Here is a 25,539-nt window from a genome sequence, read left to right on the forward strand (position 1 = left end):
CCTGTCTGTATATGGAATCACCAGATAAAAACAAGAGGCAGCTCCTCTATCACCACGCGAATCCACCCAACTACAGTTCCCAACCACCGTCTTTACTGGGTGAGGATCCGACTACGCTTCGAGTCGAATTTGAGACAATCAATAGACTACTCATTGCCATAGCTACTGCTGCAAAGAGGGGATTGAGCAGGCCAAAGACGGCGAGTGGAATCGCGATGCCGTTGTAGAGAAACGCCCATCCGAGATTTTGACGGACGCGTTGACGTGTGCCTCGGGTCGTTTCGAAAATCGCGGGGATTGGCGAAATCGAGTCAGTGGTGACGACGATATCTGCAGCGTCGACTGCGAGCTGTGTACCCCGCTCCAAAGCAATACCGACGTCGGCTGCACCGAGCGCCGGCGCGTCGTTGCTCCCGTCTCCGATCATCGCTACGCTCCCGTCCTCGCTCAACCGGTCTATGACAGCCGCCTTTCCTTCTGGTGGAATCTCAGCAAATACGTCATCTACCCCAGGATGAGACTCAATGGTTCTCACAGCTGCCTCGTCATCACCGCTAATTACAGCGATTCGCTTACTCTCGGTCAGTCTTTCCACCACTGAACGCCACTCCGGTCTAAACTCGTCGCCAACAACGATAACACCGCGAACTACCCCATCCCAGCCTACAAATGTCGGAATCGTATCTGGACTGGAGTCTCGATACGCTGACTCGAGGTGGGATGGAATCGTCCATCCAGCGTCTCTAAATAGCGATTCGTCCCCCACCAGTGTCTCTCGGTCACCCACCGTTCCACCGATTCCTTGTCCCGGATGCGTTTCAACGTCAGTGACAGCGTCGGGCAGTTCGGCATTGGTATCGAGGATCGCCGCAGCGACCGGATGCGAGGCAAACTGTTCGACAGCTGCAGCCATCGCCACCGACTCGTCATTGCCGTAGGTCTCCCGAACCGTCATCTCGCCGGTCGTGAGTGTACCGGTCTTATCGAACGCGACAATATCGACATCGGGCGTGATTTCCAAGACTGAATTCTCCGTGATGATGATCCCCTGCCGCAGCGCGTCGCGGATACCGGCTGCGACTGCCATCGGTGTCGCCAGCCCAAGCGCACACGGGCACGAAACTACCAGTACTGTTACGCCAGTGAGCAGCGCAGCGGTACTTCCAGCACCCAGTAACAGATGGCTGGCGGTCGTGCCGAGCGCGAGGAGAAACACCAACGGGACAAACACCGCGGCGATCTTATCTACCAACCGCTGGGCGTCTGTTCGGCCCGTCTGCACGCGCCAAAGCGTCTCCACAAGCCTGTCTACCGTACTCGTGGGGTTCTCGTCTACCCGGACGACGATTCCACCATCGGTCACTGTCCCGCCCCCGATCACCGTTTCGCCAGCCTCCTTCGACACGGGGAGTGACTCGCCGGTGACGAGTGCTTCGTCGACGGCGGCCCGCCCTTCTACGACGGTGCCGTCTACGGGTACCCACTCGCCTTCTTTGACGACGAGTTCGTCACCGCTCTCCACGACCGACCGCTCAACGGACTCGATACCTCCATCTGTCCGTTTCCGGACCTCCTCGACTCGTTCTTTCGTCACATCTTCGAGTCGGCCGGTCGCACGCTGGCGGATCCGCTCTTGGTAGAAATCCCCGATCGTCACGGCCAACACGACGACGACGGCGATATCGAAGTACAGTTCAGTGCGCCCGAGAAGCATCGAGGCCGTGCTGTAGAGATACGCCGTCGAAGCAGCGATGGCCACTAGCAGGTCCATATTTGGTTGGCCGACACGGAGACTGACGAGCGCGCCTCTAAGTAGTGGGTACCCAGTGTAACCGAGGACTACCGTCGCCATCACCCAGACGTTCGCGAACAAGAACCAGCCAACCTGTCCGGAGAGGTCCACGAGAAGTGCGCCGTCCGTGATTCCGAGATACACCGGGTACAGGAACAGGACGTACCACACCATCACCATCATCCCGAAGAACCCCCCTACGAGCAGGCGGGCGAGCGTCTGCTGGTCGTCTTCCGCTCCGGCAGCGCCAGTCGTGTCAGCAGTGTATCCGTGGCCAGATACCGCCTCCGCGATCTCCTCGGGCCGCCAGTCGTCGTCGTACACGACCCGTAACATCCCGGACGTGTAACTGGCCTCGGCGGCCCGGACGCCGTCCGTGTCGGTCGCCGTTGTTTCGAGAAAGGTCTCACAGGTCGCACAGTGCATTCCGTCGACATCGAGGTATGCTTGCTCGCCAGCTACTTCGTCGAGATCAGGGCCGGTATCGACATCCCCGTCGAGATCAATGCTCTCCGGATCAGAATCGAGAGTCTTCGCCACCTCCAGACAGCCCCGGCAGCAGTATTCGCCGGCGACTCTCGGGTCGCTATGAGCCGGGGTCGGTGTCGGTAGCCCGCACAGTGTACACTCACCCATATATTGGATTATCGGCGCGTCGGCTCGCGCTTCTTGAGCCGGCCAAACCGTCACGCCTCACGGGAGTGGAACCGGCTCAGATCCATCGAACCGAGCATCACACGCACGGCGAAGACGACGAGCGCTGTGTTGAGGATCGCGAGGACGGCGATCGGTTCCAGTATGACGCTGAACGCGACGAGAAACGGTACGGCCAGCAGTCCCACGAGTGGAAGCCACGAGAGGGGGAGGTCTTCCATAGTAGAGGGTTCGGCTACAATTGAATAACTTGGGGGTTGTCCTATGACAACAGAGTCGGCCTCAGACGGGATCCGAACGCCATAGGACTACTCACACCGATTTTGGCTTCCGGCTGCAGTAGTGTTTCTGTAAACTGCTCGGGGTCAAGGCCCGAGGCGCTCGGCCTGCTCCGTCTGTAGAACGGGATTGCCCGGTCAAGCCCAGTTTCACGCCGGATTCGCCGCAAAGAGCTCGGTCGAGACGCCGATCGAGTCCGAGAGTACAACGACCCGCACGTCCTCCCGTCTCAATTGAATTTGTCCTACGACAAGCGAAGATAGATTCGTCCGAAGTCGTTTCTAACGCGTATGGATCGTGGGACGGTACGAGACCCTTCGCTAGTAGAAATTGCCGAACCGGAGCGAACTACCGGCCACCGCGGGGTACGAGGGCCAGATCACCCAGTATCGGGAGGCAGTCAATATGGCTGTTAGCTGGGGACCGATTCTGCTCGCTGCGGTCAGTCTGGGGCTCCTGGTGGTCATCGTCGCTTCGCTGCGGTTCGTCTCGAACCGCCGCGACCGACCGCAGAACACGTATCAGCCAGGGAAGGCCCAAGACGCAGCAGGCGTTCCCGCACTCTCGGGGTCGGCGAACCGCCGGATGCTGGAGGCCGACGTCCCGGAAGCAGAACTGGAGAGCGTCGACCACGACGAGTACGACCCGGTCGGCACGGCACTCCTGCTCACGGCGTACTTCGTCGTTGTCGGAGCCGTCTGGCTGTTTATGTACTTCGTCGAATTCCTGGGGAACGGACCGACGGTGATCGGGTAATATGCACGTTCATCGCTTCGAGAAGCTGTGGCTCGTCGCGGCGCTCTTCCTGATCGTCCTCTTCATCGGGACGGTCACGTACGGTGCTGTCGGTGCCGGCTTCGGTATGGTCGGTGCGGAGAGCGGCGAGGTCAACCCGACGGATCCGTTCAACAGCTCGGAGGTTCGGGATCCCGGCGTGTACAAGGTCGGTGAAGACGAGTACGATGTCTACGTCGAAGCCCGACGCTATCGGTTCGTTCCCGGCACGGAGAACCCGATCGAGGTCCCAGCGGGCAGCACGGTCACCTTCCACGTCGTGAGCCAAGACGTGATTCACGGATTCGAGGTGGTCGGGACCAACATCAACACGATGGTCATCCCGGGCCAGATGGCGACGGTTACGGTCGAATTCGATGAACCGGGGGCCTACGGCATTGTCTGTAACGAGTACTGTGGAGCGGCTCATCACTCGATGGCTGGCAATCTGACCGTCGTTCCACAATCCGAGTTCGATATCAACAGAACCGAATAATGGCACACGCAAACGACGACCAAGCGACTGGAAACGTACAGGAGACGGGGCCGATTTCGTGGAATCAACACGCCTTCGTCAACGAATATCCCTCGGCGGCGCAGATCGCACGACTCTGTCTCGGCTTCTCGTTCGCCGCCCTCGGCGTCGGCGCTATCTTCGGCGTCGTGCAGGCACTTCACCGGACCGGTATCTTTCGCGGCGTCATCAACTCCGTACAGTACTACACCGTTCTCACCGGACACGGGGTCCTGCTGGCCCTGTTCTTCACGATATTCTTCCTCGCGGGGCTCTTTACCTGGGGCACCACCCGAAGTCTGGGCCGTGACCTCCCCAGCCCGCGGTTCTCGCTGTTCTGGTTCCTCCTTATGTTCGTCGGGGCGGTGACGACCGCCGTCGCCATTCTCGGCGGACTCGTCCGAGAGATCCCGTTCTCGGCAGACGTCCTCTACACCTTCTATGCACCCCTCCAGGCCCACCCGTTGTTCTACATCGGGCTCTCCTCGTTCCTCGTGGGCACCTGGCTTGCGGGCGCCGACTGGTTCCGGATGTTCTACCGGTGGCGCCAAGACAACGCTGACGAGCGCATCCCACTTCAGACGTTTATGGTACTCGTCACGATGCTTATGTGGTATATATGTACTCTGGGACTGGCGGTTGAGGTTCTCGTATTCCTACTCCCGCTCTCGCTGGGGCTGATCCAGCAAGTAGATCCGCTTCTGACGCGGACGCTGTTCTGGTACTTTGGTCATCCCGTCGTCTACTTCTGGTTGTTACCGGCGTATTTCGCGTGGTACACGTTGCTCCCGAAACTCGCCGGCGGCCGACTATTCTCCGACCCGCTCGCACGGATTGTCTTTATTCTCTTCTTGATTCTCTCAACCCCTGTCGGCTTCCATCACCAGTATGCCGATCCCGGTATTCCCGAGGGCTTCAAATTCATCGCGATGACGAACACGATGTTCCTGTTGCTGCCGAGCTTCCTCACGGCGTTCACTGTCGTCGCAAGCATAGAGTACGGGGCGAGACAGCGCGGCGGTTCGGGGTACCTCGGATGGCTCAAGGCACTCCCCTGGGGAAGACCGTCATTCGCGGGGATGGCACTCGCGGGTCTGATGTTTGCTGCCGGTGGCTTCTCGGGTATTGTCAACGCCGGGATGAATATCAACTCACTGATCCATAATACACTCTGGGTGCCCGGTCACTTCCATCTCACCGTCGGTACCGCAAGCGCTCTCACGATGATGGCGGTCAGTTACTGGCTGTTTCCCCAAATCACAGGGAAGCGGCTCCAGTTCTACGGCTTTGCACAAGTACAGCCGTATCTGTGGTTCATTGGTATGGCGTTGATGTCCAACGCGATGCATCGTGCCGGCCTTGCAGGGGTCCCACGCCGGACCGCAGAACCCCAGTACCAACAGTTCGAGTTCGTTGCCGCGTTCGGGTCTATCGGGGAGATCCGCCTCCAGATCGCACTCGGCGGGATCATTCTTGCGACCAGTGCAATGCTCTTCTTGACGGTGATGATCGGCACGTGGCTTGCCGAGCCTGGACGGGGTCGACTACGAGTAAACAGTCATCTGCCAGAACCAATTTCCGGCGCACGTGATGGCCCCAAAGTACTGGATAATTTCAAACTCTGGGTTGCCATAGCCGTAATTCTCGTGGTGATTGCATACGGGATTCCGATCGGCTCAATGCTCACAGATGGACCGCTCACACCAGGTGTCCCACCATTCCCTGAGTGACCTGATGGATATCACCCCGTCTACCTCAGCTAACGAACTCGCCGTAGCACGTCGAAAGGGCTGCAAGAGACCCGTAAGCCGGCGGGCCGCGGGTTCGGAAGCCGGGCAATTTCACTTCCTCGTACCCAGTATCGACCCGAGAAGAGAAATTCGCGAACGAACTCGGGCTGAGTCCAATAGAGCCGATAGGAGACTGTCGATCCCATCCAGCATAGTCAAGTGCGGTCGCTAACTCGTCAAGTGTCGTTTGGTCTGATGAGTCCGTTACCAAATAAACTCACAGCAAAATTGCCCGAGAGTTTGCCATCAACAGTAGTCTACTCAACAGCAAAGAATAATTAACATTGTTCTACGACAAGTGAGAGTTTAGCGTTGTAGAACCCAGAGTACTCAATATGAACGAAGCAGCAAGCAACGATGACTCACTACCGTGGTTCATAAAGGCAGTTATGGCTATCGCAGCCCTTGTCGTCGTATTCATCATCGTCGTTGATTTAGCTACCTTCGCAGGAGCACTCTAATTCAGAGAGCGTAGAAACCAAACTACACCCCTAGACAGTGAATACTCCCCAGGACCCCCTACAGCAGACGGCTACTTGATGGGAAGTCCACCCATAGCGGACTGACAGCGTCCGGGCAGTGCGGAATCATCTTTCCACGCGATGACACGGACTTTGGGGTTTCATCCGAGTACCGTCGCCGCTGCCGGACAGAGCTGATACGCCTCATCGGAAATGAGATTGCTTCGATCGCTAGCTCAGCGTGGTCTTAGTCGGCTGTTTGGTCCAAATAGAAGTCGTTTGCATTCATTGCTTTGTCTAATCGTGCAGTTTCGAGACACCTGGGGGTTTGTCGTTGGCGGCTCTGAATTCTAGGAAATCGTCGTACCGGTCAACGACGACGGTCGTGTCAGTCCGTGGCTTTGCGGTACAGGGCAGAACGTAACCGGCTTCGTCATCCTCATCGTAGTACCGACGCGCGTTCGGGTGGGCAACGTCGCCGTCAACGAGGCGGGCGGCACAGGTGGTACACCAGCCCTGCTGGCAGTCGGCCGGCAGCCACACACCCGCCGAACGCGCGGCCGCGAGGATCGTCTCGTCTGCGCCAACGTCGAGATCGTACGTCTCACCGGCCTCGTCCAGCGACGAGTCCTCGGGAACGACGATCGTGACGGTCCACGTTTCGTTCGACGATTGTGTCATAACGGGGGAGTAGGGGGAGGGTGGGGTTGGGAGCGCCGACGACTGGGATCAGGCCGAGTCGTTGAACCGGTTGTTCGTCGAGTAGGGCGCGTCGCCTGGTTCGCCGCGGGCGAAGTGGCCAGCCGGGTTGATCTCGTCGTCCCGTTCCTTGCTCAATAGCTCGATGAACCAGGCCTCGTGGTCCATCTCCTCGTTGAGGATCCGCTGGGCCATATCGTAGGTGCGCGGGTCAGCACCGCGAGTCATATCACAGATCTCGCTCCAGGTCCGGATGGCACACCGCTCTGCCTCCAGCAGCACCTCCAGAATGTCCTCGACTTCCAGATCGGACGTGTCGAACCCGCCACTATCGTCCATCGGCGTCGGCACTTCGGCGTCGGGACAGGACGCGCGATCAGCGAAGTCACGGATGTCGTTCGGAAGTGACCCCTCCAGTTCATAGACCCGGGGCACGACCAACTCGAAGTGCGCCCGATCCTCGAGGCGGGCATCCTCGGTGATTTCCTTATAGTCCTCCTCACCAGCGAGGTGCATCCGGAGGTTCGTGTAATAGTAGTACGTGGTGAACTCCGCCCCGATGGCGTCGATCAGCTTCTCGCGGAGTTCCTCGGGATCGACACCACGCTCGCGAATGACTTCTGCCCCGACTCGTTTGCTCGTGTCACCTGGTTCCACTGAACCGCTTCCGTGTTCTTTCTCATCGGACATCGCATTTCTCCGTACCCCGAGAGTAGCAATCAGCCTTGGTTTGTCGTGAGACAATCTTTCGCTATATCAAATTAAAGATAGTGGAGTAAAAAATATTGTTCAGTCGACGGCCTGTGAGACGGATCGGCGGACCCTGCTCGACCTCCCGGATCGAGTCGAATCGCGGGGCGCCGTCCCGGATCAAACCCAAGGACGAACAGGTGGACCGTGTTCTAGCCAGTCCAATGGTCACTCGCCACGTTCGATCGGAACACCGATCATATTGCCCCACTCCGTCCACGAGCCGTCGTAGTTCCGCACGTGGTCGTACCCGAGCAGCTCCGAGAGGACGAACCACGTCACGGATGACCGTTCGCCGATCCGACAGTAGACGGTGATCTCGTCGTCGGGCGTAATCCCACGCGACTCGTAGACGGCACGGAGTTCGTCCGGCGGCTTGAACCGGCCGTCGGGACGGACATTCTCGGCCCAGAAAATGTTTATCGATCCGGGGATGTGCCCGCCGCGGACGGCGCCCTCGTCGATCCCCGGTGGCTTCACGATCTCACCGCGGAACTCCTCGGGGAGGCGCACGTCGACGAGGATCGTGTCGGTTTCGAGCGCGTCACGCACGTCGTCACGGTAAGCTCGCACTTCCGGACTGGCCGGGTGATCGAGCGTCTTCCCGTACGTGACAGTCGGCGGGTCCACCGGATCTGTCGCAACCGGGTAGTCGTGTTCGACCCAGTACTCGCGGCCGCCGTCCATAACCCGGACATCCGGGTGTCCGTAGTAGGTGAGCTGCCAGTAGAGGTGGGTCGCAAACCAGTTCGAGTTGTCGCCGTAGACGACAACTGTTGTCTCTTCGGTGATTCCACAGGACCCCAGGAATGACTCCATCTCTTCGGGGCCGAGGATGTCGTGCGAGTCCGCCGAGCGGAGGTCTTCCTTCCAGTCGACGCAGACAGCACCGGGAACGTGGCCGGTCTCGTAGAACGCGGTGTTGACGTCGACCTCGAGTATCCTCGCGTCTGTCCCCTCAGTGTCGAAGCGATCGAGTCGGGATTCCACCCACTCGGCGCCGACGAGGACGTCCGTGGGGTACGGTGAGTCGAGCGGTGCGCCAGCTTCCGGCCGTGTCCCGGCATCCGGGGCATCATCGTCGGTCATAGTTGGTGGTTCGTGAACCGTTTTGCCAGCTCCGCTGTCGCGCGCCGAAGGCGATACGACACGGTCGAGCGCGGGATGTCGAGTTCGTCGGCGAGCTCGTCGAGCGTCACTTCCCGGGGTGTCTCGAAGTAGCCTCGGTCGACGGCCACCGCCAGGATCTCGCGCTGTTCGGGACGGATGTCGGTCTGGGGGAGGAGGCCGCTGTCCCAGCTGTTGACCTCCGTCAGATGTTTGAACGAGAACGACAGACCGTCGCCAAGTTTCGCAGACAGCGTGTCGTACAGGTACCCAACCTTCGAGTCGTCCTGCAGGAGCACCCGCCACCGGACCGTATCTCCCGTCCGAGTCTGTTCGAAGAGTACGCCGCCGTCGACGTACTTCGCCACGATGAACGGGACCGATTCGCAGAAGTCCACATCGGACACGTAGGTGTAGGCGACCCGGCGCCGATGCTCGTCGGTCAGGAGGCTCGTCGTCCGGGAGAAACTGCACTCCCGACCGCTGATCGACTCTCTGTCGACGGACTCGTCTAACAGCAGTTCGTCGACGGCCGTGAGGTCTTCCGGATCGCCCGTCACCGACTCGAGCGTCCACAGTTCGCCGGGATCGAGACACGAGTAGATCGCTTCCGACCGGAGGGACTCGCGGTCGATGAACAGGTCGACGTACTCGTCGGAGCCTGGGTCGTACGTTATCTCGAAGCTGAAGTCGTACATTTGGGTCTGAAGTCCTGCATCGGGAAGTCTCGGGTGGTTGGTCGGGGAGGGGCTCTGCCGTCCACCGGGCGGGTGTCGCGAGCCGTCCCGCGCCGCTCACTCTGGTTGGCTCTCGACAACGGGGGCCGTATGTCTCCGTCGCACTTAGCCTCTCCCGTATGGAACTCCCACGCTCGATCGCCAAGGTTTCGGCGGTGCTACGGAGTCGGCTGCTGGTTCCCGCGGTGGTCGCGTTCGCTGCCGGGATCGCTGGAGTCGCCTTCGGGCTCTCCCACGACGACATCGTCACGGTGCTGGGAGCGTTGCTGTTCGTCCCGAGTGGACTGTTGCTTATTGGGATCGTCGCCAGGCGGCACAACGTCGGCCCGTTCGCCTCGTCGCGGCGGCGAGCGAACTGACCGCCCCCACGGCTGGCTGGCGCCCGGCCGGTCGCCGCCACGCGGGCCCTCATCACCCGGACTCCCGGACCCGTGTAGCGACGATCCGGTCAACATTGTAGAGGAGTACCGCGACCGACGCCAGTATCGTTCCGAGATAGACGATGAGCTGCGGCGGACCCGACGCGGCGCCCCCGAGCGCGGCGCCGGCGAAGCCGACGACGAGCAGCTCCGCCCACGTAATCAGCACGCGTGAGAGCAGACGGGCGTCGGAGCGCGACGCGAAGTCGGGGCCATCGCGGCCGTCACTGTCGGGCATCTCAGTACCCCTCTTCGGCCGTGATCGGACCGCTAAAGGCGGAGTACAGGACGAAGAAGTACGTCGCAATCAGGGGGAGCAACAGCGCGGCACCGATCGACATTAGGTTCAGCGGGAGCGTCGATACGATCGCCTCCTCGACAGTCAGGCCCGCCGCCGGATCGATCGAGGGGTACAGTATGAACGCCACGAGCGCCACCAGCCCGTAGGTCAACCCGGCAGCCGACGCGAGCGCGGCGAGGTTCGCCTCTCGTCGGAGCGCAGCGGCGTAGCCCGCCGCGAGCGCGATCGAGGCGACGATCAGCGAGAGCGCGGGTGCCGACAGCAGAGCATCGACACCGGCTGGGAGGCGGATCGCGAGCAGCCCCAGGGTCGCGACGACAAGGAGAAGGTACGCGACGACCGCGCCGAGTCCGATCCGGCGCACGGATCCCGGAAGCGCCGACTCGGCCTTCAGCCGCAGGAACGCCGCCCCGGAGACGACGGTCAGCGCCGTGACGGTCGCCCCGACGACGGCGCCGACGAGCGTGACCGAGCGGGAACTCCCGACGAGCCAGTTGCCCGCGAACGCGCCGAGGAAGAATGGTGCCAGGACGCTCCCGGCGACGAACGACCGTCCCCACCACCGCTGCCAGGCGTCGTCGTGGCGCTGCTCGTACATCTCGGGCGCGAGTCCGCGAAAGATGAGCGCGCCGAGGATGCCGAACATAAGGAGGTAGTGGCGGCTGAAGAGGCCGGCGTACACCAGCGGGAACGCGGCGAACAGCGCCCCGCCGAAGACGACGAGCCAGACCTCGTTGCCGTCCCAGAACGGTCCGATCGCCGACAGCACCGTCTCGCGTTCCGTTTCACCGTCCAGCGTCGCAAAGATGGCACCCGCGCCGAAATCAAACCCGTCGAGGAACAGGAACGTCCCCAGCAGGGCGAATATCAGCGCGAACCAGAGCTCCGCGAGCGGGAGGTCGAAGAGCGGCCCCGCCGCGAGCGACCCAATGCTAATCATCCCCAGCGACCTCCGGGGCTGGCGTCTCGTCGTGGTTCCGACGGTCGGGGACCGAGTCCAGGTCGTCTTCACCTGGCGGTCCGCCGCGGATGATCCGCGCGACGACGTAGGCGTACAGGGCGAGGAGCATCGTGTAGACGCCGACGAATCCGAGGAGCGTCGTCAGGGCCTCGGTCCCGGTGAGGCCGGGCGAGACGCCCGCGCTCGTCTTGAGGACCCCCTGTATCACCCACGGTTGTCTGCCGACCTCGGTGACGACCCAGCCGAGCTCGACCGCGACGATCCCCAACAGGCTGGAGGCCATAAGCGCCTTATGGAGCAGGCCGTCCTCGAACAGCTCACCGGTGAGCCACCGGTAGCCGCCCCAGAACGCCAGCAGGATGAACCAAAAGCCCATCCCCACCATCGCCCGGAACGACCAGAACACGATCGCGACCGGCGGCGCCGACGACTCGAAGGAGTTCAGCCCGCGGATCTCGGCTGTCGGATCGCCCCCGCTGGCGAGCCAAGAGGCGCCGCCAGGAATGCCGATCCCGAACAGCTCCTTGGCGCGGGGATCGGTGAGCTGGCTCAGGTCCGTTGGGATCGCGAAGATGTACTCCGGGACGTACGCCTCGGTGTCCCAGACGGCCTCCATCGCGGCGAACTTCTGCGGTTGCGTCTCGTAGACGTGGCGCGCGTAGAGGTCCCCCTGGAGCACTTGGAGCGGCGCCGTGATCAGCAGGGCGACGAGCGCGATTTTGAGGGTCGTCTCCCAGAACGCTATGTTCCCGACGGGATATTCCCAGATATGGTGCCGGTAGACGTAGTACGCGGCGACGCCGGCCATAAACAGCGCGACCGACTCGACGGCGGCGTTCTGCATATGAACGAACATATACGGGAACCGGGGGTTCAGGTACGCTGCGATCGGGTCGGTGAGATGGACGATCGGCTGTCCGTTCTCGGTGGCGAGTTCGTAGCCCCGGGGCGTCTGCATCCACGAGTTCGCGATGAGGATCCACACCGCCGAAAGCCACGTCCCCAGCCCGACCGCGACGCTGGAGACGAGATACAGCCGGTCGGAGACGCGCTCGCGGCCGAAGACAAAGATTCCAAGGAAGGTCGCTTCGAGCATAAACGCCATCATCCCCTCGACGGCCAGCGGGCCGCCGAAGAGCTCGCCCGCGGCCGTCGAGAACGCCGCGAAGTTCGTCCCGAACTCGAATTCGAGGACGATCCCTGTGACGGTGCCGACGACGAACGAGATTGCGAAGATCTTGGTCCAGAACCGACGCAACTGTTCGTACACGGGGGCGCCGCCCCGAACGTCTCTCCACGTGAAGTAAATCAGGAAGGGAGCGAGGCCCATACTCATCACCGGGAAGATGATGTGGACGATGGTCGTGAGCGCGAACTGGAGCCGACTGGCGATTACTGGGTCGATCATAGGTTCGTCGGTTGGGGTGTGAGGGTCGTCTCGCTGTGCTGGGTGTGCTGGCTTCGCGCCTCTGGTCAAGACCTACCGTCCGGGCGGGGTTAACCCCCCTTTTGGCGCAGGACAACTGGCCGCACCGACCGTTGCGGGGTTCGAGGCCAACCTCCCTCCCTCCGAGAGCTGTTGTCCTGCGCCAACGGGCCCTTTTGGGCCGTGCGGCCGCGACTGTCGGGTATGGAAACGCGTCACGCCGTCTTGTCGCTCGTCGCGGTCGTCACGCTCGTGATGGCCGTCCGTACTGTCGTCGCCGGAACCAACGGCGAGATCGTGACGGTCGGTCGGCAGCTCGCCGTCGGCGGGATCGTCCTCGCGTTCGGTCTGGGGCTGTACAGGAACTGGGAGGCGGTCGGAAAGGAGTAAACAGCGGCGCCCGACCGTCCGACCGCGCCGCTGATTGTCGTGCGACAACTCAACACAAATACCCATCGATCGTGACGATCTACTACGGGTCGATATTGAATGAGCGACACACAACTCGACGCGGACGTGACCGTGAACGCGATCGGATCGTCCTGTCCCGGGCCGATGATGGACCTGATCGGCAAGGCGAAAGACGTCGATCCGGGAACGGTGATTCGCCTCCAGAGCTCGAACGAGGGGACCGAACCGGACGTCTCGGAGTGGGCGGCCGAGTCCGGAAACGAATTGGTCGAGGTGGTCGATCGCGGCGACCACTGGGACCTCTACGTACGGATCGATGACTGAGCGCGTCGTCATCGTCGGCGGCGGGACGGCGGGATCCGTGCTGGCGAACAACCTCGCCGACGAGGTCGCCGGAGCGATCGACGCGGGCGACACCGAGGTCGTTCTCGTCAACGATAGCGAAGACCACGTCTACAAGCCAACGTGGCTGTACGTCCCTTTTGGCGAGAAGACGCCGGCAGACGCGAAGCGCCCGTTGGCGGACCTTATCGACCGTCGGGTGGACCTCCTGATCGACCGGGTGACCGCCGTCGACACCGACGCGAAGACAGTCTCGTTCGCGGGCTCGCGGTCCGACCTCGGGTACGACCACCTCGTGCTCGCGATGGGAGCCCGCGTGACGCCGGACGAGACGCCGGGGCTGGCCGAGGGCGGACACCACTTCTACGGGCCCGAAGCCACCGAGGAACTCCGCGAAGCGCTCGCGGAGTTCACCGAGGGCCACCTCGTGATGTCTGTCATCGGCGTGCCGCATATGTGCCCAGTCGCGCCGCTGGAGTTCCCGCTGTTGGCGGACACGTGGTTCCGCGAGCGGGGCCTGCGCGAGGAGATCGACATCACGTATACATACCCCATCAACCGCGCTCACGGGATCCAGTCGGTCGCTGAGTGGGCCGGGCCGCTGATGGACGAACGCGACATCGACGTGGAGACGTTCTTCAACCCCGAGCGGGTCGACCCCGACGAGCAGGTGCTTCACACGGTCGAGGGACGAGAGCTGTCCTACGACCTGCTGGTGTCGATCCCGCCGCACGACGGGAGCGACGTCGTTCGGGAGGCCGGCCTGGGCGACGACGGCTGGGTCGACGTCGACCCGGCGACGCTGGAGGCGACGAACGCGGCGGACGTGTACGCTCTCGGCGACGTCGCCGACCTCCCGACGAGCAAGGCGGGGAGCGCGGCCCACTACGCGGCCACCTCGCTTGCGGACAGGCTGGCGAGCGTCGTCCGCGGGGAGCGCCCCACCGCGGAGTACAACGGCAAGACTGTCTGCTTCATCGAGAGCGGCGAGGACGAGGCGACCTACATCGCCTTCGACTACGAGGAAGAGCCGGCGCCGAAGCCGCCATCCAAACTGATCCACTGGTCGAAGCTCGGCTACAACCAGTCGTACTGGCTGACCGCCCGTGGGGTGTTGTGATGAGCGCGACCGACGAGGGAGACGGCAGCGCGGGTGTCGACGGGGACTCGCTCCCGCCCGAGGTCCACGAGGCGATCGCGGACAACCCCGAGACCGTCGCCGCCCTGCTGGAGCAGTCGGACCAACTGTCGACGCTCCTGGACGGGCTCGCGCTCGTCGAGGACGGCCTCACCGACGAGATGGTCGAGTCGCTCACGAGCGACGCGACGACCCTCGGGCTCGCCGCAACCGAACTCGCCGACCGGGAAACGGTCGAACTCGGCGCGGCGGTCGGCCAGCACGGCGACGACCTCGCCGACGCCGTCGAACGCGTCGCGATGCTCCAGCGGAGCGGCACGCTCGATCGGCTCGTCGAGGTCGCTGACGTGGTCGCGCTCCTGACTGACGCGATGGACGACGAGATGGTCGAGACGGCCGCTGCGACTGGTACCTCGCTGGGCGAAGTCGCTGAGGCGGCCGCCGACGATGAGGTGCGCCGCGGGCTCGTCCGGCTGCTGGAAGGCGTCGGTGCGGCCGGCGCCGACGAGGCCGAACCGATCGGCCCCATCGACCTGCTCGGGGCGCTGCGGGATCCCGAGGTCAAGGCCGGGATGGGTTACCTCGTCACGGTCGCCCGCGGTATCGGGGCCGCAGGCCCCCACGCAGACGAACCGGACAACGGATGACGACTGAGTATACAGTACGATGACATCTACAAGACCAACCGTTCTCGTCCTCGGCGCCGGTGCCGGGGGAACGATGACGGCGAACGCGCTCCGTCGGCGCATCGACGCCGACGTGACCGTGATCGACAAGAGCCGGACGCACAGCTACCAGCCCGCCTACTACCTGATCCCGTTCGACTATATGGACCTCGACGAGCACCAACGGGACACCCGGAAGTTGCTCCACGACGAGGTCTCGTTCGTCCGCGATGAGGTCGTCGGGGTCGATCCGGACGAACAGACCGTCACCGGGGAAGCCGAGGCCTACGAGTACGACATCCTCGTCTCCGCGGTCGGGAACGACCGCCGTCCGGGGGCGGTGCCAGGGATGCTCGAAGGCTGGAACCGGACGGATTCAGTCTATCCGTTCTATCACGCCTCCGCAGCGCGGGCACTCGGCGATGCGGTCGAGGCGTTCGACGGGGGACGGTTCCTCGTGACGGTTCCGGACACGCCGATCAAGTGCGGCGGCGCGCCGCTGAAGCTCACGATGCTGATGGAGGAGTACCTCCGCGACCGCGGCGTGCGCGAGGACACCGAACTCGTGATGACGAAGCCCGGCTCCGAGGTGTTCGGCACGGGACCGAAGGCCCCGTACCAAGAACGGATCAAGGAGATCTGGAACGATCGCGACATCACGTTCGTCCCGGAATTCACTGTCTCGGAGGTCGACTACGAGAACCGGACGGTCCACTCCAAGGAGGGCGACGCGCACGAGTACGACCTGTACGCGCCGGTACCGCCCCAGTACGGCCACGAGTTTGTCGTCGAGAACTCGCCGCTGACCGACGGCGGCGAGTACGTCTCCGTGGACGACCACACGTTGCAGCACGAGACGTACCCGAACGTATTCGCGCTTGGCGACAACGCCGACGTGCCGACCTCGCGGACCGCCTCGGCCGCGCGCAAGCAGTCCCACGTCGTCGTCGACAACGTCGAGCGGTACCTCGACGACCGGGCGCTGGCGTCCGACTACGACGGCTATACCGCCTGTCCGATCCTCGTCGAGAAGGGCAAGGCGATGATCGCGGAGTTCGACTACGAGGACGCCATCTCCGCGCCGATCGTGAGCCGACTCAACTGGATCCTCGACGTCAACGTAATTCCGTCGCTGTACTGGAACGTCTGGATGCGCGGCTACGACCCAGTTCCCTGAGCTTATGAGCGAGACACCATCCGACGCGAGCACGCTCGCGACCGACACCGGCGGGGAGGCCGACATCCAGGCGGTGGCCGCCCGCGTCGACGCGCACGCCGAGGACTTGATCGAGCTTCTGGACCTGCTGTCGGTTGTCCGTGGCCTGAGTGACGACCTGGTCCCGGAGCTGCGGACGGCAGTCGAAGAGAATCGTGAGCCGGTGGCCGACCTCCGGACCGCCCTGGAGAACGAAGAGACGATGCGGCTCGTCGAGCAGGTCGGCGATAACGCCGATGCGCTGGCAGACCTACTCGACCTAGTCGTCGTCGCGCAGGACCTCTCAGCAGAACTCGTTCCCGAGTTGCGCACCGTCGCCGCCGAGAACCGCGGCGAAATCGCACAGCTCCGGATGGCGTTCGAGCGCGAGGAGACACTCGTCCTGTTGCGCCGGCTCGGCGACAACACCGACACGTTTCTCGACCTGCTGTCGACGCTCGAGGTGGCCAGCGGCGCCCTAGCGGATGTCGCGCCCGAAGACGCGGCGGCCGCCGAGGCGGCGCATACGGACCTGCGTCGGCTCGCGACGGCGTTCGACCGCGCCGAGTCAGTCGACGCGCTCGTCGCCCTCGGCGAGAACATCGATACCGTCCGCGGGCTACTCGCGTTGGTCGAAGGGTTCGGCGATGCCACCGACCGGAGCACCGAGGAGTACTACCGGCTCGGCACGCAGTTGGGACAGGTCGCGGACGTGGCCGAGCGCGCGAGCGATCCTCGAGTCGTCGAGAGGCTCGACGCCGGGGTCAGTGCGTTCACCGACGAGACGGCTGACCGACAGGTCGGTCTGTTCGGACTGATTTCGGCACTCCGGAACGATGACATCCAGCGGACCCTCGGCACATTCGTCGAGGCAGCTGAGCGTGCGGGGCGTACGCAGGGACCGGACCAGTCCAACTGATAGTTGCTTGATCATCAACCAACACTAATGGGAGCCGCTGATTCTACTCGGTTGGGCTCATTTGAATCCGCATACAGCGACGGGTTTCACTGTGTGAGGGCTCGTTCGGTGTTGTAGACTGCCGCGGCGAGAGTGATTTCTCGGAACTGACGGTACCAGGCACGCGCTCGGACGGCGGTTATACGCCGTCCGAGCGCTTGATCACCGAGTTCACGGTCTCACAGACCGACCGCTGATTGTAGAGTTCATCGTTGATCCGCGCGTTGTGCGCGTAGTCGTAGGGTGCGAAGACGCGGTGCTTGATCAACGGTCTCACGCCTTCTGCGCGAAGCTCTTCTCGGAAGCTCATATCGTCGTAACCCTTGTCGGCGGCGAGGCTCCGCAGGTCGCCTGCGTTCCGCAGGGCGACCTGCGGGCCGACGTTTGTCCCGTTCGGCCACTTCGTGCTACAGTGAGCGTCGATAACCGTGCCCTGCGCGGTATCGTCGAGGCAGCACGGATCTGCATCGGCGTCGACTTCCCGAATCTCGCCTCCGCGGCCCTCGCCCGGTCGATGGAACGGTTCGTGCGCCGGCACGGTCGGCGGCGAGGCGTTCGCCTTCTACTGACGTTCGTGCGAGCTGACTTCGACGGCTCGATGATCAAAGCGCTCAGAGACAAGGGCTGGCACTGCGCCGGTAAAACGGAGCCCGGACAGGCAGGTAACCGACCCGACAAGCAAATCCGAGAGCGGCCGAAGTGGCGGTTTCTCTGTGAAGTTCCTGCCGAGTCCGAGCGGGAACAGACCTCACTCGGACGGTGGATCCCGTGACCACGAACGCTCGTCTTCGAATCTCCCTATCCCTCGACGCGCCGGTCCTCAAGGAACTGCTGCATCCGTTCAAGAGCCGCCTGTGCTTCCGAACGATTTGCCTCCAGGTTCTCCGCCGTTGGTTCTGGCAGCCCGAGCTCTTCTACGAGTAGAAGCAGTCGATCCAAGAGTGTGATCTCGAGTCGTTCATTGATCATTCCGATGCTTATCACATCCAGGTCCCGAAGATCGTCGTCCTCTACCTCGGCCACGAACTGGTCTTTCTCGGCAAGCAGACCCTCCATAATCGGGCTCCCTTGCTCACGGGGCTCCATATCGAGCACCGCGAAAATTTCCTCGATGCGGTCGATCTGGTCAACCGTGTCGCCTTCGTGGCCACCAAAGATTGCTCGTACCTCTTCGCTCGCAGCAGCATCGGAAAGATCGCTGTGCAGATCGAGGATTTCGATCTCGGCGTGGTAGAGTTTCCGGAGTTCCCGGTCGAACAGCTCGCGTTTCGATGTAATCGACATAACTCACACCCCCTCCAACTCCTCATCAAAGAGCTGGTCGCGCAGGCACTCCTGAACGACGTCTGTATCGACAGCGCCGCTTTCCATAAGCAGATAGAGACTGCCGGCGGACAAGGGTTCGTCCGACTGAAGGCCCTCGAGGAGTTCTGGAATCCCCACATCCGTCGCATCGATGTCCAGCGAGACCGCGTCGACGAGCAGCCCATCTCGATGCCCGGCGCGACAAAGGGCCGACGTGAACATGCGCTCCGGAACCGTCCCCTCCGATGTCTGCCCGTCACGCATCAGCGTGGCGATACCAATCGTCCGGAGGAGAAATGCGAGTCCATCACGGACACCGGCCTGGAGATCCTCGTCCGCGTTTTGCCAGTGTTGTCCCCCATCGGAGATCTCACCAAATATCTCCTGCCACTCTTCATCGTCGAGTTCGTCGAGCAGGATCGAGAAATCGAGCATCGAATTATAGACGCGTTCACGGATGTCGCGTCGGCGCTGATACCGTTGCTGTTTCGCGTGTTGCCCCTCGTAGACCTTTTCCCCGGTCAACCACCGCCGATCTTCGGTGGTGAGCATCGCGTTCTTCCTGCCGGCCATAAAGGCGATGAAGGGGGGAAGCAGAATAAAACCCCGTCAAAGTAAATCGATTCTAATAGACTACTGTGGGAAAACGATTTATTCTTTAGGAACAATGATGAAGTATGGTGCCAGAAAGCGACCGACCTCCGGTAGAGGGAAATAAGGAAGAAACAGAGGTTCCGATCGGTGACACTCGAGACGCTCTCGGGCAGAGCTACACTATGTGGCGCTGTAGCGAATGTGGAGAGATAGGTGATCTTACAGACAAAGAAGTCCTCCCAGAGCAGTGTCCGGACTGTAACGCATCGAAGGAAGCGTTATTCTACAGAGAAGAGGACTGACTCCACCGTCTTTTCTGTAGAATGGACGTCAAACTCCGGATGGGTACCGTCGCCGACGCAGGCCTCTCGCCAAACAGCACACCGACCCTGTTTGACCCTCCGAAGCTCGGCCAGAGCCCCGAAATACCAGCGCTGATCTGGTCGCTCTTATCGTTTACTACGGTCTATCAACGACAGTCAATCGGTGTATCGGACGGAAAGGTTCACAAATAGCACTATCTCACTGGGAACGATGGAAGAGGAGCACCGGGTAGATAAAGATCAATCAGATGAGCTGTCGGTATCGATGCCGACGCTTCGGGAGGCGACGTGGACCTGGGCGCGGGTTGCAGCATCCAGCTTCGGGGGACCGGCCGGCCAGATCGCGGTCATGTTCCGGTACGTCGTCGAAGAACGCGGCTGGGTGAGCGAGCGACGCTTCCTTCACGCCCTCAACTACACGATGTTGTTGCCCGGGCCGGAAGCCCAGCAGCTGTCCGTCTATCTCGGCTGGCTTCTCAATGGGACCAGAGGTGGGCTCATCGCCGGGTGGTTGTTCGTCCTCCCCGGCTTTCTCTCGATCCTCGCACTGAGTATCCTTTACGTTACCTACCGGGAACTCACGGTCGTGACGGGCCTGCTCTTCGGCCTCAAGGCCGCCGTGCTCGTGATCGTTTTCGCGGCCGTCCTCAGTCTGAGCCGGCAAGTGTTCGAGAACCGGGCGATGGTCCTGCTCGCCGTCGCTGCGTTCATCGGCATGTACGTCTTCAATGTCTCGTTCCCCATCATCGTCATCGGCGCAGGGCTGATCGGGTATCTCGGCTACCGACTCGCACCGGACACGTTCACCGTGATGACCGGGCACGACGCGGACGCCACCACAGCAGTCATCTCCGATGCGCCAGCCGACGGCCGCCCATCCAGACGGCAAGCGTTGGGGACGCTAGCCACCTGGCTGGTCGTCTGGTTCGGGCCGCTTCTCGTACTCGGTGCCCTCCTCGGCCGCAGCAACGTCCTCGTTCAGGAAGGACTGTTCTTCAGTCTCGTCGCGGCGGTGTCGTTCGGCGGAGCGTACGCGGCGCTCGCGTATGTTGCCCAAGAGGCGGTCCTCACCTACGAGTGGCTGCTGCCCGGCGAGATGCTGGATGGTCTCGGATTCGCAGGGACGACACCGGGGCCGCTCATCCAGGTTGTCCAGTTCGTCGGGTTCATGGGGGCCTACCGGAACCCAGGCACCCTGGATCCGTTGGTCGCCGGTATCGCAGGCTCGGTCGTCGTCACGTGGGTGAGCTTCGTTCCGAGCTTTCTGTGGATCTTCGTTGGCGCCCCGTACATCGAATACCTTCGTGGTCGAACATCTATCACGGCGGCATTATCGGCGGTCACCGCCGCCGTCGTCGGCGTCATCGTGAACCTCGGCCTCTGGTTCGCCGTCCAGACACTCTTCGATTCGACTATTCTCGTCGACAGCTACGGAATGCAGCTACTTCTTCCGATCGTAACATCGGTCAATCTTCCGGCGCTCTGGATCGCGGGACTCGCTGGAGTCCTCCACCTCCGATTCAACCAGAGTGTCCTCCGGACGATCGGGGTCGGTATCGTCGCAGGTATCGTCTACGAACTACTGGTCGCTCTCTGACCCCCTGCCGAGCGACCCGTCGAAACTGGCACAGGGACAGAGAGGTTTATTATCCAATAAACGATTCCGGGGCGTTCTCGTAGAGTTCCCACATCGTGACTGCGGCGTCCCGGACATCGTCAGCCCGCGGATGGGACTCGTCGACGAGGTCGTTCCAAGTGAGCAATCCCGGGAATACGAGGGGCAGCGTGTACGTTTCGATACGGTCCCAGTCAGGTGTGGCGCCGGTGAACTCCGTCGCAACGAGTTCGGTCGGTCCGGCCGTATACTGGTCGCCGGCGTAGTCGGGTTCGGCCCCGAGTCCGAGCTTGTAAGGGTACCCGACCCAGTGCCAGCGCTGTCCGGCGCCGTGGTGGACGGCCGGCGTCCAGGTGTAGACCCCGCCCGGTTCCAGCTGCGTCGTATCCAGCGGATGGTCTGTCTGCAGGTCGCGCCACATCTCGACGACCCACTCGCCATCATCCCAGACCCCACTCGCCTTCCAGTCCGCCGCGCTCCCCACAGGGTCGCGGAGCGGCCGGCGTGGAATCATCGCTCCTTCCCACTCCGCGACGGTCGGGTCGAACGGCACGGCGTCCTCCATCTCCAGTGCGTACGTGCCCTCCTGCTGATCGGGGAACGTCCCGTCACGAATCTCGTGGTAATCGAGTGCTCCACCCTCCACGACCGCAGGGTCCCACATGAGCTCGGGGCCGTCCTCGGGATCCCACTCCTGAGTTGTGTACGTGTTGTGGCCCTGGTCGCTGTGGCGATAGTCGAGGACGTGGTGGTCCGTGCCGAATCCCCTGGGATTGCTCCGGTGGGCCCGCCACATCGGGAGGTCGAGGAACACGCCCTCTCGCTTGAGACGTTCGAGCTCCGTTTGCGATTTCATTTCCCGCCAGTCGTTTTCCCACCACTCGCCATCGCAGGCTTGCGGAATGTACTTCCGGATATCTGTCTTGTCGAGGCCATCCGGGCCGAAATGCTCGTGCGCCTGTACCTCGGGTTCCGGAACCTCGCTGGGCAACGACCGCATTCCGTCGTGGACAGTCAACCAACCGCCGAACTCCTCGAAGCCCCTGACTGAGCCGTCGTCGAGCAGAAAACTCACGCGGTCCTCGTAGAACCCAGTGTGCTCTGGGTTCTCGGTAGCGGTCACCCACGGCGACGGATCCGCGAACTGCCGCCACTCTCCGTCCTGATACACCAGCATGTCGTGGATCCACCCGCCGGGGTGGGGCTGATCCCAGCGGAATCGGAAGTAGATGCGGTCCGAACTGAAGGCGATCTGTGTATCCAAGTGTTTCAACGTCTCCGCTGGCAGCCAATCCTCAGTCATCGTGGACGGCCCCCTGGAATCGCAGACCATCGAGGTATAGTCACGGGTTGGTGGCTAGGTTTCTGGTTCATGGGTGTGGACACACTCGGTAAATCTGTTTGAGTTAGCCGTCCATAAGAATCTATATACCCGGGCGTTCACGTTGTGAGTATGATGAGCGGGTTCCCCATTCGAACAACAGGCAGTATTCCAGGAAACGTACGTTTGCGGTGGACCGAATCACATGACCAAACACGGCATACTCCCAAGAACCTATGAGTCAGGAACAGGTTTCCGTCGACGTAGAGGAAACGGGCCCACTGGACACCTTCCGGCAGTTCTTCGCCCTCGAGCGGGACGTGCTGGTGCTGTCGCTGGCGATGTTCGCGTTCAGCCTCGGCTTCCAGATGACCAGTCGATTCATCCCCGAGTACATCGTCGCACTCGGGGCGTCCGGATTCGTTGTCGGTCTTTTCGGGACTGTCAGCAATATCGTCTCGGCAGTGTTCCCGTATCCCGGTGGCGCTATCTCGGACCGCATCGGCTCGCGATACGCGCTCACGCTGTTCGGGTTGATTTCGACTCTGGGCTTCGGCGTTTGGTTGGTCGCACCGAACCTCGGCGTGATCACGATTGCCAGTGTGACGATCCCACCCTGGATCTGGATCTTCGTCGGGCTGCTGCTCGCGCAAGGCTGGAAGTCATTCGGGTTGGGTGCAACGTTCGCCGTCGTCAAGCAGGCGACCGATCCCTCCAGGCTGGCTGCTGGCTTCGCCAGCACTGAGACGTTCCGCCGGACAGCCTTCCTCATCGGGCCGGTACTCGCGGCCGTCCTCATCGGCTTCCACCCGGACTTCACGGTGAGTTTCCAGTACGTCCTCGCCGTCGCCGTCGTCTTCGGAATCATCGGGACAGTCGCTCAGCACGTCCTCTACGACGCCAGCGAGGACACCATCGGCGACTCCTTCGAGGGGGTGGCACAGATTCGGGCAGACCTCCGCGAGATGCCGTCGGCGCTCCGGCCGCTGCTCGTCGGTGACACGCTCGTCCGGTTCGCCAACGGGATGGTGTACGTCTTCTTCGTGCTGGTGATCACCCAGTTCTACCAGGTTGGCTTCGAGACGACCGTCTCACTGGCTGGCTTCTCATATGCGATCGATCTTTCGCCGGAGGCGTTCTTCGGGTACCTGCTCGGCGTCGAGATGTTGATTGCCCTCCTCTCGATGGCGCCAGCCGCGAAAGTCGCCGAGCGAGTTGGCCTCAAGCCCGTCGTCGCGCTTGGGTTCGCAGTCTACGCCCTTTTCCCAATCGTACTCATCAGTGGGCCAGAGGTTCTCACGTCGGTGATGCCGCTCTCGTGGGCGATGATCCTCATCTTCGCGTTCTCCGGGCTTCGCTTCGCTGGTTTACCCTCACACAAGGCATTGATCGTCGGACCCGCCGAGGCCGACGCCGGCGGCCGCGTGACGGGTACCTACTACCTGCTCCGGAACACGGTCGTTATTCCGAGTGCGGCTCTTGGTGGCTATCTGTGGGAATTCGTGAATCCGGAGATCGCGTTCACTATCGCGGCCGTGATCGGTGTCATCGGGACGGGCTACTTCCTCGCATTCGGGGAAGAGTTCGAGGCGTACGTATGAGGAGGAACGGCTCCAGTATCTGTCCCGATACCCACTTCAGATTCAACAGTCTCGATCAGAGGGACCCTGATTCGTGAAGGCACCATCGTTGGAGACAGTTCGAGCTACAGGTCGGCGCCGGTCGGTTTTGCTTGCTCTCCTGCTTCTGTGCAGTACTGCGTTCACAGGACTAGCAGTCACCGCTGATACATCCGAGTCGGTCTCCCAAACAGGGGAAACGTACCCCGGCGCGACTCTCATCAGCGTTCAGGACTACGAGTACGACGGCCGACTCATCGAGGTCACTCAAAACGGAACCGTCAACTGGGAGTTCGATCCGCCGAACTCACGAGTGTTCGACGCCGAGTATCTCGACAACGGGAACGTCCTCGTCGCCGTCGCCACGCGCGAAGACCCACAGAACTGTCCCCCCGAGCATCTGGCCCAGCGGGAGGAGGAATGTGTCCATAACCGCGTCCTCGAGCTTGACGGGGATGCGCTCCAACACAACGAAACCCAGATCGTCTGGCGATACACCTGGTACGACGAATTCGTCCAACACCACGAGGTCCACGATGTGGACCGCCTCGACAGCGGGGAAACAGCGATCATCGACATGGGGAACAACCGAGCGTTCACCGTCGCACAGAATGGGTCGATTACCTGGAACTGGAACGGGACAAAGCGACTGGGCGAAGGATCAGAGTTCGACCAGCAATACGGGAGTCCCGAGCGACAGGGGCCCGAAAGCGACTGGACCCATATGAACGATATCGACCAGTTACCAAACGGGAACTTCCAGCTCTCGATCCGGAATTTCGACGTGATCGTCGAGGTGAATCCCGAGACTAATCGAATCGTCGATGTCATCGGCCAGCCGGGGAATCACAGCTTCCTCTACGAACAGCACAATCCGCATCGCCTGACGGAGTGGGGGACGGTCCTCGTTGCCGACAGCGAAAACGACCGAGTCGTCGAGTATGATCTCGAGAGCGGAACCGCAGTCTGGACGTATGGCGGTGACGACATCCTCCAGTGGCCGCGTGATGCGGATCGGCTGCCGAACGGCAACACGCTGATTGCCGATTCCCTTCACAATCGCGTCATCGAAGTGAATACAGCAGGAGAGATCGTCTGGGAGTACTCGGGTGTCCAGCTCCCGTATGCTGTAGACCGGAAAGGCGTTCCCGAGGAACGTGGAGAAACCGTGCCTGGCTGGCAGCTAGAAGGGCGGACGGAGAACGCGAACGCGGCTGTTGGCTTCGTCCGCCAGGTCGAGGGATGGGCGTCGTACGTATTCCCAGTCTGGATGAAGCTTCCAGAACTCCTCTCGCTCGTCGGGATCGGGGTAACTACTGTGGCGCTCGTGGTTGATTTCACCTGGCCGTTGGTTTCCCGAAGGCTTCAGTCAGACGAGGATTGAAGCGC

Annotated in this window: 28 protein-coding genes and 1 pseudogene; 16 read left to right on the top strand and 13 right to left on the bottom strand. The window is 62.0% G+C overall.

The window, feature by feature from the left end; genetic code table 11:
• Window positions 1-70: 70 nt before the first annotated feature.
• The gene (locus ACQUQ0_RS13560; protein WP_435185796.1) at window positions 71-2,332 is read right to left on the bottom strand and encodes a heavy metal translocating P-type ATPase; all 2,262 of its coding nucleotides are present in this window, start codon (window positions 2,330-2,332) and stop codon (window positions 71-73) included.
• A 146-nt stretch (window positions 2,333-2,478) separates the two neighbouring features.
• Complete coding sequence (locus ACQUQ0_RS13565; protein ID WP_435185798.1) at window positions 2,479-2,667, bottom strand: hypothetical protein; 189 nt, start codon at window positions 2,665-2,667, stop codon at window positions 2,479-2,481.
• 463 nt (window positions 2,668-3,130) lie between these two features.
• Between ACQUQ0_RS13565 and ACQUQ0_RS13570 the strand changes: the two genes are divergently transcribed.
• From ACQUQ0_RS13570 to ACQUQ0_RS13585, 4 genes are all read left to right on the top strand, one after another.
• Complete coding sequence (locus tag ACQUQ0_RS13570; protein ID WP_435185884.1) at window positions 3,131-3,481, top strand: halocyanin; 351 nt, start codon at window positions 3,131-3,133, stop codon at window positions 3,479-3,481.
• A 1-nt stretch (window position 3,482) separates the two neighbouring features.
• Entirely contained in the window at window positions 3,483-3,995 is a 513-nt protein-coding gene (locus ACQUQ0_RS13575) for a cytochrome c oxidase subunit II (protein WP_435185800.1), read from the top strand.
• Window positions 3,995-5,743: a b(o/a)3-type cytochrome-c oxidase subunit 1 gene (locus ACQUQ0_RS13580; protein WP_435185802.1), complete on the top strand. Its 1,749-nt coding sequence runs from the start codon at window positions 3,995-3,997 to the stop codon at window positions 5,741-5,743. Before ACQUQ0_RS13575 ends, ACQUQ0_RS13580 begins: the two co-directional genes overlap by 1 nt.
• Window positions 5,744-6,138: 395 nt before the next feature.
• Complete coding sequence (locus ACQUQ0_RS13585) at window positions 6,139-6,264, top strand: hypothetical protein (RefSeq protein ID WP_435185804.1); 126 nt, start codon at window positions 6,139-6,141, stop codon at window positions 6,262-6,264.
• 297 nt (window positions 6,265-6,561) lie between these two features.
• Here ACQUQ0_RS13585 and ACQUQ0_RS13590 read toward each other — a convergent pair whose 3' ends face one another.
• From ACQUQ0_RS13590 to ACQUQ0_RS13605, 4 genes are all read right to left on the bottom strand, one after another.
• Window positions 6,562-6,945, bottom strand: coding sequence for a 2Fe-2S iron-sulfur cluster-binding protein (locus ACQUQ0_RS13590; RefSeq protein WP_435185806.1), 384 nt, complete (start codon window positions 6,943-6,945; stop codon window positions 6,562-6,564).
• A 48-nt stretch (window positions 6,946-6,993) separates the two neighbouring features.
• On the bottom strand, window positions 6,994-7,653 hold the full coding sequence (gene dps / locus ACQUQ0_RS13595) for a DNA protection during starvation protein (RefSeq protein ID WP_435185808.1): 660 nt from the start codon (window positions 7,651-7,653) through the stop codon (window positions 6,994-6,996).
• A 228-nt stretch (window positions 7,654-7,881) separates the two neighbouring features.
• Window positions 7,882-8,802, bottom strand: a complete 921-nt coding sequence (locus ACQUQ0_RS13600) for a sulfurtransferase (RefSeq protein ID WP_435185810.1) — start codon at window positions 8,800-8,802, stop codon at window positions 7,882-7,884.
• On the bottom strand, window positions 8,799-9,518 hold the full coding sequence (locus ACQUQ0_RS13605) for a helix-turn-helix domain-containing protein (protein ID WP_435185811.1): 720 nt from the start codon (window positions 9,516-9,518) through the stop codon (window positions 8,799-8,801). The genes ACQUQ0_RS13600 and ACQUQ0_RS13605 overlap by 4 nt, the downstream gene beginning before the upstream one ends.
• A gap of 158 nt (window positions 9,519-9,676) precedes the next feature.
• Between ACQUQ0_RS13605 and ACQUQ0_RS13610 the strand changes: the two genes are divergently transcribed.
• Window positions 9,677-9,916 carry a hypothetical protein gene (locus tag ACQUQ0_RS13610; RefSeq protein ID WP_435185813.1) on the top strand — a complete coding sequence of 80 codons (240 nt, stop codon included), beginning with the start codon at window positions 9,677-9,679 and terminating at the stop codon, window positions 9,914-9,916.
• Window positions 9,917-9,968: 52 nt separating this feature from the next.
• On the opposite strand, the gene ACQUQ0_RS13615 is transcribed toward ACQUQ0_RS13610, so the two are convergent.
• The 3 genes from ACQUQ0_RS13615 to ACQUQ0_RS13625 are packed head-to-tail and all read right to left on the bottom strand — an operon-like array spanning window position 9,969 to window position 12,646.
• Window positions 9,969-10,214 carry a hypothetical protein gene (locus tag ACQUQ0_RS13615; protein ID WP_435185815.1) on the bottom strand — a complete coding sequence of 82 codons (246 nt, stop codon included), beginning with the start codon at window positions 10,212-10,214 and terminating at the stop codon, window positions 9,969-9,971.
• Window position 10,215: 1 nt separating this feature from the next.
• Window positions 10,216-11,217 carry a cytochrome d ubiquinol oxidase subunit II gene (locus ACQUQ0_RS13620; RefSeq protein ID WP_435185817.1) on the bottom strand — a complete coding sequence of 334 codons (1,002 nt, stop codon included), beginning with the start codon at window positions 11,215-11,217 and terminating at the stop codon, window positions 10,216-10,218.
• Entirely contained in the window at window positions 11,210-12,646 is a 1,437-nt protein-coding gene (locus ACQUQ0_RS13625; RefSeq protein ID WP_435185819.1) for a cytochrome ubiquinol oxidase subunit I, read from the bottom strand. Before ACQUQ0_RS13625 ends, ACQUQ0_RS13620 begins: the two co-directional genes overlap by 8 nt.
• Before the next feature lie 222 nt (window positions 12,647-12,868).
• On the opposite strand from ACQUQ0_RS13625, the gene ACQUQ0_RS13630 reads away from it, so the two are divergent.
• From ACQUQ0_RS13630 to ACQUQ0_RS13655, 6 genes are all read left to right on the top strand, one after another.
• Window positions 12,869-13,054: a hypothetical protein gene (locus ACQUQ0_RS13630; protein WP_435185820.1), complete on the top strand. Its 186-nt coding sequence runs from the start codon at window positions 12,869-12,871 to the stop codon at window positions 13,052-13,054.
• A 99-nt stretch (window positions 13,055-13,153) separates the two neighbouring features.
• Entirely contained in the window at window positions 13,154-13,399 is a 246-nt protein-coding gene (locus ACQUQ0_RS13635) for a sulfurtransferase TusA family protein (RefSeq protein WP_435185821.1), read from the top strand.
• Window positions 13,392-14,537 (top strand): NAD(P)/FAD-dependent oxidoreductase, encoded by a 1,146-nt coding sequence (locus tag ACQUQ0_RS13640; protein WP_435185823.1) that lies wholly within the window; start codon window positions 13,392-13,394, stop codon window positions 14,535-14,537. Before ACQUQ0_RS13635 ends, ACQUQ0_RS13640 begins: the two co-directional genes overlap by 8 nt.
• Window positions 14,537-15,202: a DUF1641 domain-containing protein gene (locus tag ACQUQ0_RS13645; RefSeq protein WP_435185825.1), complete on the top strand. Its 666-nt coding sequence runs from the start codon at window positions 14,537-14,539 to the stop codon at window positions 15,200-15,202. Before ACQUQ0_RS13640 ends, ACQUQ0_RS13645 begins: the two co-directional genes overlap by 1 nt.
• A gap of 19 nt (window positions 15,203-15,221) precedes the next feature.
• Window positions 15,222-16,397, top strand: a complete 1,176-nt coding sequence (locus ACQUQ0_RS13650; RefSeq protein WP_435185827.1) for an NAD(P)/FAD-dependent oxidoreductase — start codon at window positions 15,222-15,224, stop codon at window positions 16,395-16,397.
• 4 nt (window positions 16,398-16,401) lie between these two features.
• The gene (locus ACQUQ0_RS13655) at window positions 16,402-17,334 is read left to right on the top strand and encodes a DUF1641 domain-containing protein (protein ID WP_435185828.1); all 933 of its coding nucleotides are present in this window, start codon (window positions 16,402-16,404) and stop codon (window positions 17,332-17,334) included.
• A gap of 86 nt (window positions 17,335-17,420) precedes the next feature.
• On the opposite strand, the pseudogene ACQUQ0_RS13660 reads toward ACQUQ0_RS13655, so the two are convergent.
• A pseudogene (locus ACQUQ0_RS13660) lies at window positions 17,421-17,824 on the bottom strand (transposase); the annotation flags it as partial.
• Between ACQUQ0_RS13660 and ACQUQ0_RS13665 the strand changes: the two are divergent.
• The gene (locus tag ACQUQ0_RS13665; RefSeq protein ID WP_435185830.1) at window positions 17,786-18,145 is read left to right on the top strand and encodes a hypothetical protein; all 360 of its coding nucleotides are present in this window, start codon (window positions 17,786-17,788) and stop codon (window positions 18,143-18,145) included. The pseudogene ACQUQ0_RS13660 and the gene ACQUQ0_RS13665 sit on opposite strands and share 39 nt — an antisense overlap.
• Window positions 18,146-18,171: 26 nt before the next feature.
• Here ACQUQ0_RS13665 and ACQUQ0_RS13670 read toward each other — a convergent pair whose 3' ends face one another.
• Together ACQUQ0_RS13670 and ACQUQ0_RS13675 are read right to left on the bottom strand one after the other, a co-directional pair.
• Window positions 18,172-18,657, bottom strand: a complete 486-nt coding sequence (locus ACQUQ0_RS13670) for a DUF892 family protein (RefSeq protein WP_435185831.1) — start codon at window positions 18,655-18,657, stop codon at window positions 18,172-18,174.
• 3 nt (window positions 18,658-18,660) lie between these two features.
• On the bottom strand, window positions 18,661-19,251 hold the full coding sequence (locus ACQUQ0_RS13675) for a hypothetical protein (RefSeq protein WP_435185833.1): 591 nt from the start codon (window positions 19,249-19,251) through the stop codon (window positions 18,661-18,663).
• A gap of 104 nt (window positions 19,252-19,355) precedes the next feature.
• Between ACQUQ0_RS13675 and ACQUQ0_RS13680 the strand changes: the two genes are divergently transcribed.
• Both ACQUQ0_RS13680 and chrA read left to right on the top strand, forming a co-directional pair.
• Window positions 19,356-19,574 carry a DUF7130 family rubredoxin-like protein gene (locus ACQUQ0_RS13680; protein ID WP_435185835.1) on the top strand — a complete coding sequence of 73 codons (219 nt, stop codon included), beginning with the start codon at window positions 19,356-19,358 and terminating at the stop codon, window positions 19,572-19,574.
• 232 nt (window positions 19,575-19,806) lie between these two features.
• Window positions 19,807-21,192, top strand: a complete 1,386-nt coding sequence (gene chrA / locus ACQUQ0_RS13685) for a chromate efflux transporter (RefSeq protein WP_435185837.1) — start codon at window positions 19,807-19,809, stop codon at window positions 21,190-21,192.
• 49 nt (window positions 21,193-21,241) lie between these two features.
• Here the strand turns inward: chrA and ACQUQ0_RS13690 are convergent, their stop codons facing one another.
• Complete coding sequence (locus ACQUQ0_RS13690; protein ID WP_435185840.1) at window positions 21,242-22,513, bottom strand: ethylbenzene dehydrogenase-related protein; 1,272 nt, start codon at window positions 22,511-22,513, stop codon at window positions 21,242-21,244.
• A 254-nt stretch (window positions 22,514-22,767) separates the two neighbouring features.
• Here ACQUQ0_RS13690 and ACQUQ0_RS13695 point away from each other — a divergent pair, with 254 nt between their 5' ends.
• The gene (locus ACQUQ0_RS13695; RefSeq protein WP_435185841.1) at window positions 22,768-24,132 is read left to right on the top strand and encodes an MFS transporter; all 1,365 of its coding nucleotides are present in this window, start codon (window positions 22,768-22,770) and stop codon (window positions 24,130-24,132) included.
• 127 nt (window positions 24,133-24,259) lie between these two features.
• Complete coding sequence (locus ACQUQ0_RS13700; protein ID WP_435185843.1) at window positions 24,260-25,534, top strand: aryl-sulfate sulfotransferase; 1,275 nt, start codon at window positions 24,260-24,262, stop codon at window positions 25,532-25,534.
• Window positions 25,535-25,539 lie beyond the last annotated feature (5 nt).

This window comes from Halobellus sp. EA9 (genome assembly GCF_051195055.1).
Taxonomy (GTDB): Archaea; Halobacteriota; Halobacteria; order Halobacteriales; family Haloferacaceae; genus Haloquadratum; species Haloquadratum rubicundus.

What these genes read in the sequence shown, in the direction of transcription:
- ACQUQ0_RS13625 (WP_435185819.1), bottom strand. Translation starts at nt 12,646, where the DNA reads ATGATCGACCCAGTAATCGCCAGTCGGCTCCAGTTCGCGCTCACGACC.
- ACQUQ0_RS13570 (WP_435185884.1), top strand. Translation starts at nt 3,131, where the DNA reads ATGGCTGTTAGCTGGGGACCGATTCTGCTCGCTGCGGTCAGTCTGGGG.
- ACQUQ0_RS13610 (WP_435185813.1), top strand. Translation starts at nt 9,677, where the DNA reads ATGGAACTCCCACGCTCGATCGCCAAGGTTTCGGCGGTGCTACGGAGT.
- ACQUQ0_RS13565 (WP_435185798.1), bottom strand. Translation starts at nt 2,667, where the DNA reads ATGGAAGACCTCCCCCTCTCGTGGCTTCCACTCGTGGGACTGCTGGCC.
- ACQUQ0_RS13630 (WP_435185820.1), top strand. Translation starts at nt 12,869, where the DNA reads ATGGAAACGCGTCACGCCGTCTTGTCGCTCGTCGCGGTCGTCACGCTC.
- ACQUQ0_RS13640 (WP_435185823.1), top strand. Translation starts at nt 13,392, where the DNA reads ATGACTGAGCGCGTCGTCATCGTCGGCGGCGGGACGGCGGGATCCGTG.
- ACQUQ0_RS13680 (WP_435185835.1), top strand. Translation starts at nt 19,356, where the DNA reads ATGGTGCCAGAAAGCGACCGACCTCCGGTAGAGGGAAATAAGGAAGAA.
- ACQUQ0_RS13605 (WP_435185811.1), bottom strand. Translation starts at nt 9,518, where the DNA reads ATGTACGACTTCAGCTTCGAGATAACGTACGACCCAGGCTCCGACGAG.
- ACQUQ0_RS13690 (WP_435185840.1), bottom strand. Translation starts at nt 22,513, where the DNA reads ATGACTGAGGATTGGCTGCCAGCGGAGACGTTGAAACACTTGGATACA.
- ACQUQ0_RS13635 (WP_435185821.1), top strand. Translation starts at nt 13,154, where the DNA reads ATGAGCGACACACAACTCGACGCGGACGTGACCGTGAACGCGATCGGA.
- chrA (WP_435185837.1), top strand. Translation starts at nt 19,807, where the DNA reads ATGGAAGAGGAGCACCGGGTAGATAAAGATCAATCAGATGAGCTGTCG.
- ACQUQ0_RS13650 (WP_435185827.1), top strand. Translation starts at nt 15,222, where the DNA reads ATGACATCTACAAGACCAACCGTTCTCGTCCTCGGCGCCGGTGCCGGG.
- ACQUQ0_RS13675 (WP_435185833.1), bottom strand. Translation starts at nt 19,251, where the DNA reads ATGGCCGGCAGGAAGAACGCGATGCTCACCACCGAAGATCGGCGGTGG.
- ACQUQ0_RS13590 (WP_435185806.1), bottom strand. Translation starts at nt 6,945, where the DNA reads ATGACACAATCGTCGAACGAAACGTGGACCGTCACGATCGTCGTTCCC.
- ACQUQ0_RS13580 (WP_435185802.1), top strand. Translation starts at nt 3,995, where the DNA reads ATGGCACACGCAAACGACGACCAAGCGACTGGAAACGTACAGGAGACG.
- ACQUQ0_RS13620 (WP_435185817.1), bottom strand. Translation starts at nt 11,217, where the DNA reads ATGATTAGCATTGGGTCGCTCGCGGCGGGGCCGCTCTTCGACCTCCCG.
- ACQUQ0_RS13655 (WP_435185828.1), top strand. Translation starts at nt 16,402, where the DNA reads ATGAGCGAGACACCATCCGACGCGAGCACGCTCGCGACCGACACCGGC.
- ACQUQ0_RS13670 (WP_435185831.1), bottom strand. Translation starts at nt 18,657, where the DNA reads ATGTCGATTACATCGAAACGCGAGCTGTTCGACCGGGAACTCCGGAAA.
- ACQUQ0_RS13695 (WP_435185841.1), top strand. Translation starts at nt 22,768, where the DNA reads ATGAGTCAGGAACAGGTTTCCGTCGACGTAGAGGAAACGGGCCCACTG.
- ACQUQ0_RS13575 (WP_435185800.1), top strand. Translation starts at nt 3,483, where the DNA reads ATGCACGTTCATCGCTTCGAGAAGCTGTGGCTCGTCGCGGCGCTCTTC.
- dps (WP_435185808.1), bottom strand. Translation starts at nt 7,653, where the DNA reads ATGTCCGATGAGAAAGAACACGGAAGCGGTTCAGTGGAACCAGGTGAC.
- ACQUQ0_RS13585 (WP_435185804.1), top strand. Translation starts at nt 6,139, where the DNA reads ATGAACGAAGCAGCAAGCAACGATGACTCACTACCGTGGTTCATAAAG.
- ACQUQ0_RS13645 (WP_435185825.1), top strand. Translation starts at nt 14,537, where the DNA reads ATGAGCGCGACCGACGAGGGAGACGGCAGCGCGGGTGTCGACGGGGAC.
- ACQUQ0_RS13615 (WP_435185815.1), bottom strand. Translation starts at nt 10,214, where the DNA reads ATGCCCGACAGTGACGGCCGCGATGGCCCCGACTTCGCGTCGCGCTCC.
- ACQUQ0_RS13600 (WP_435185810.1), bottom strand. Translation starts at nt 8,802, where the DNA reads ATGACCGACGATGATGCCCCGGATGCCGGGACACGGCCGGAAGCTGGC.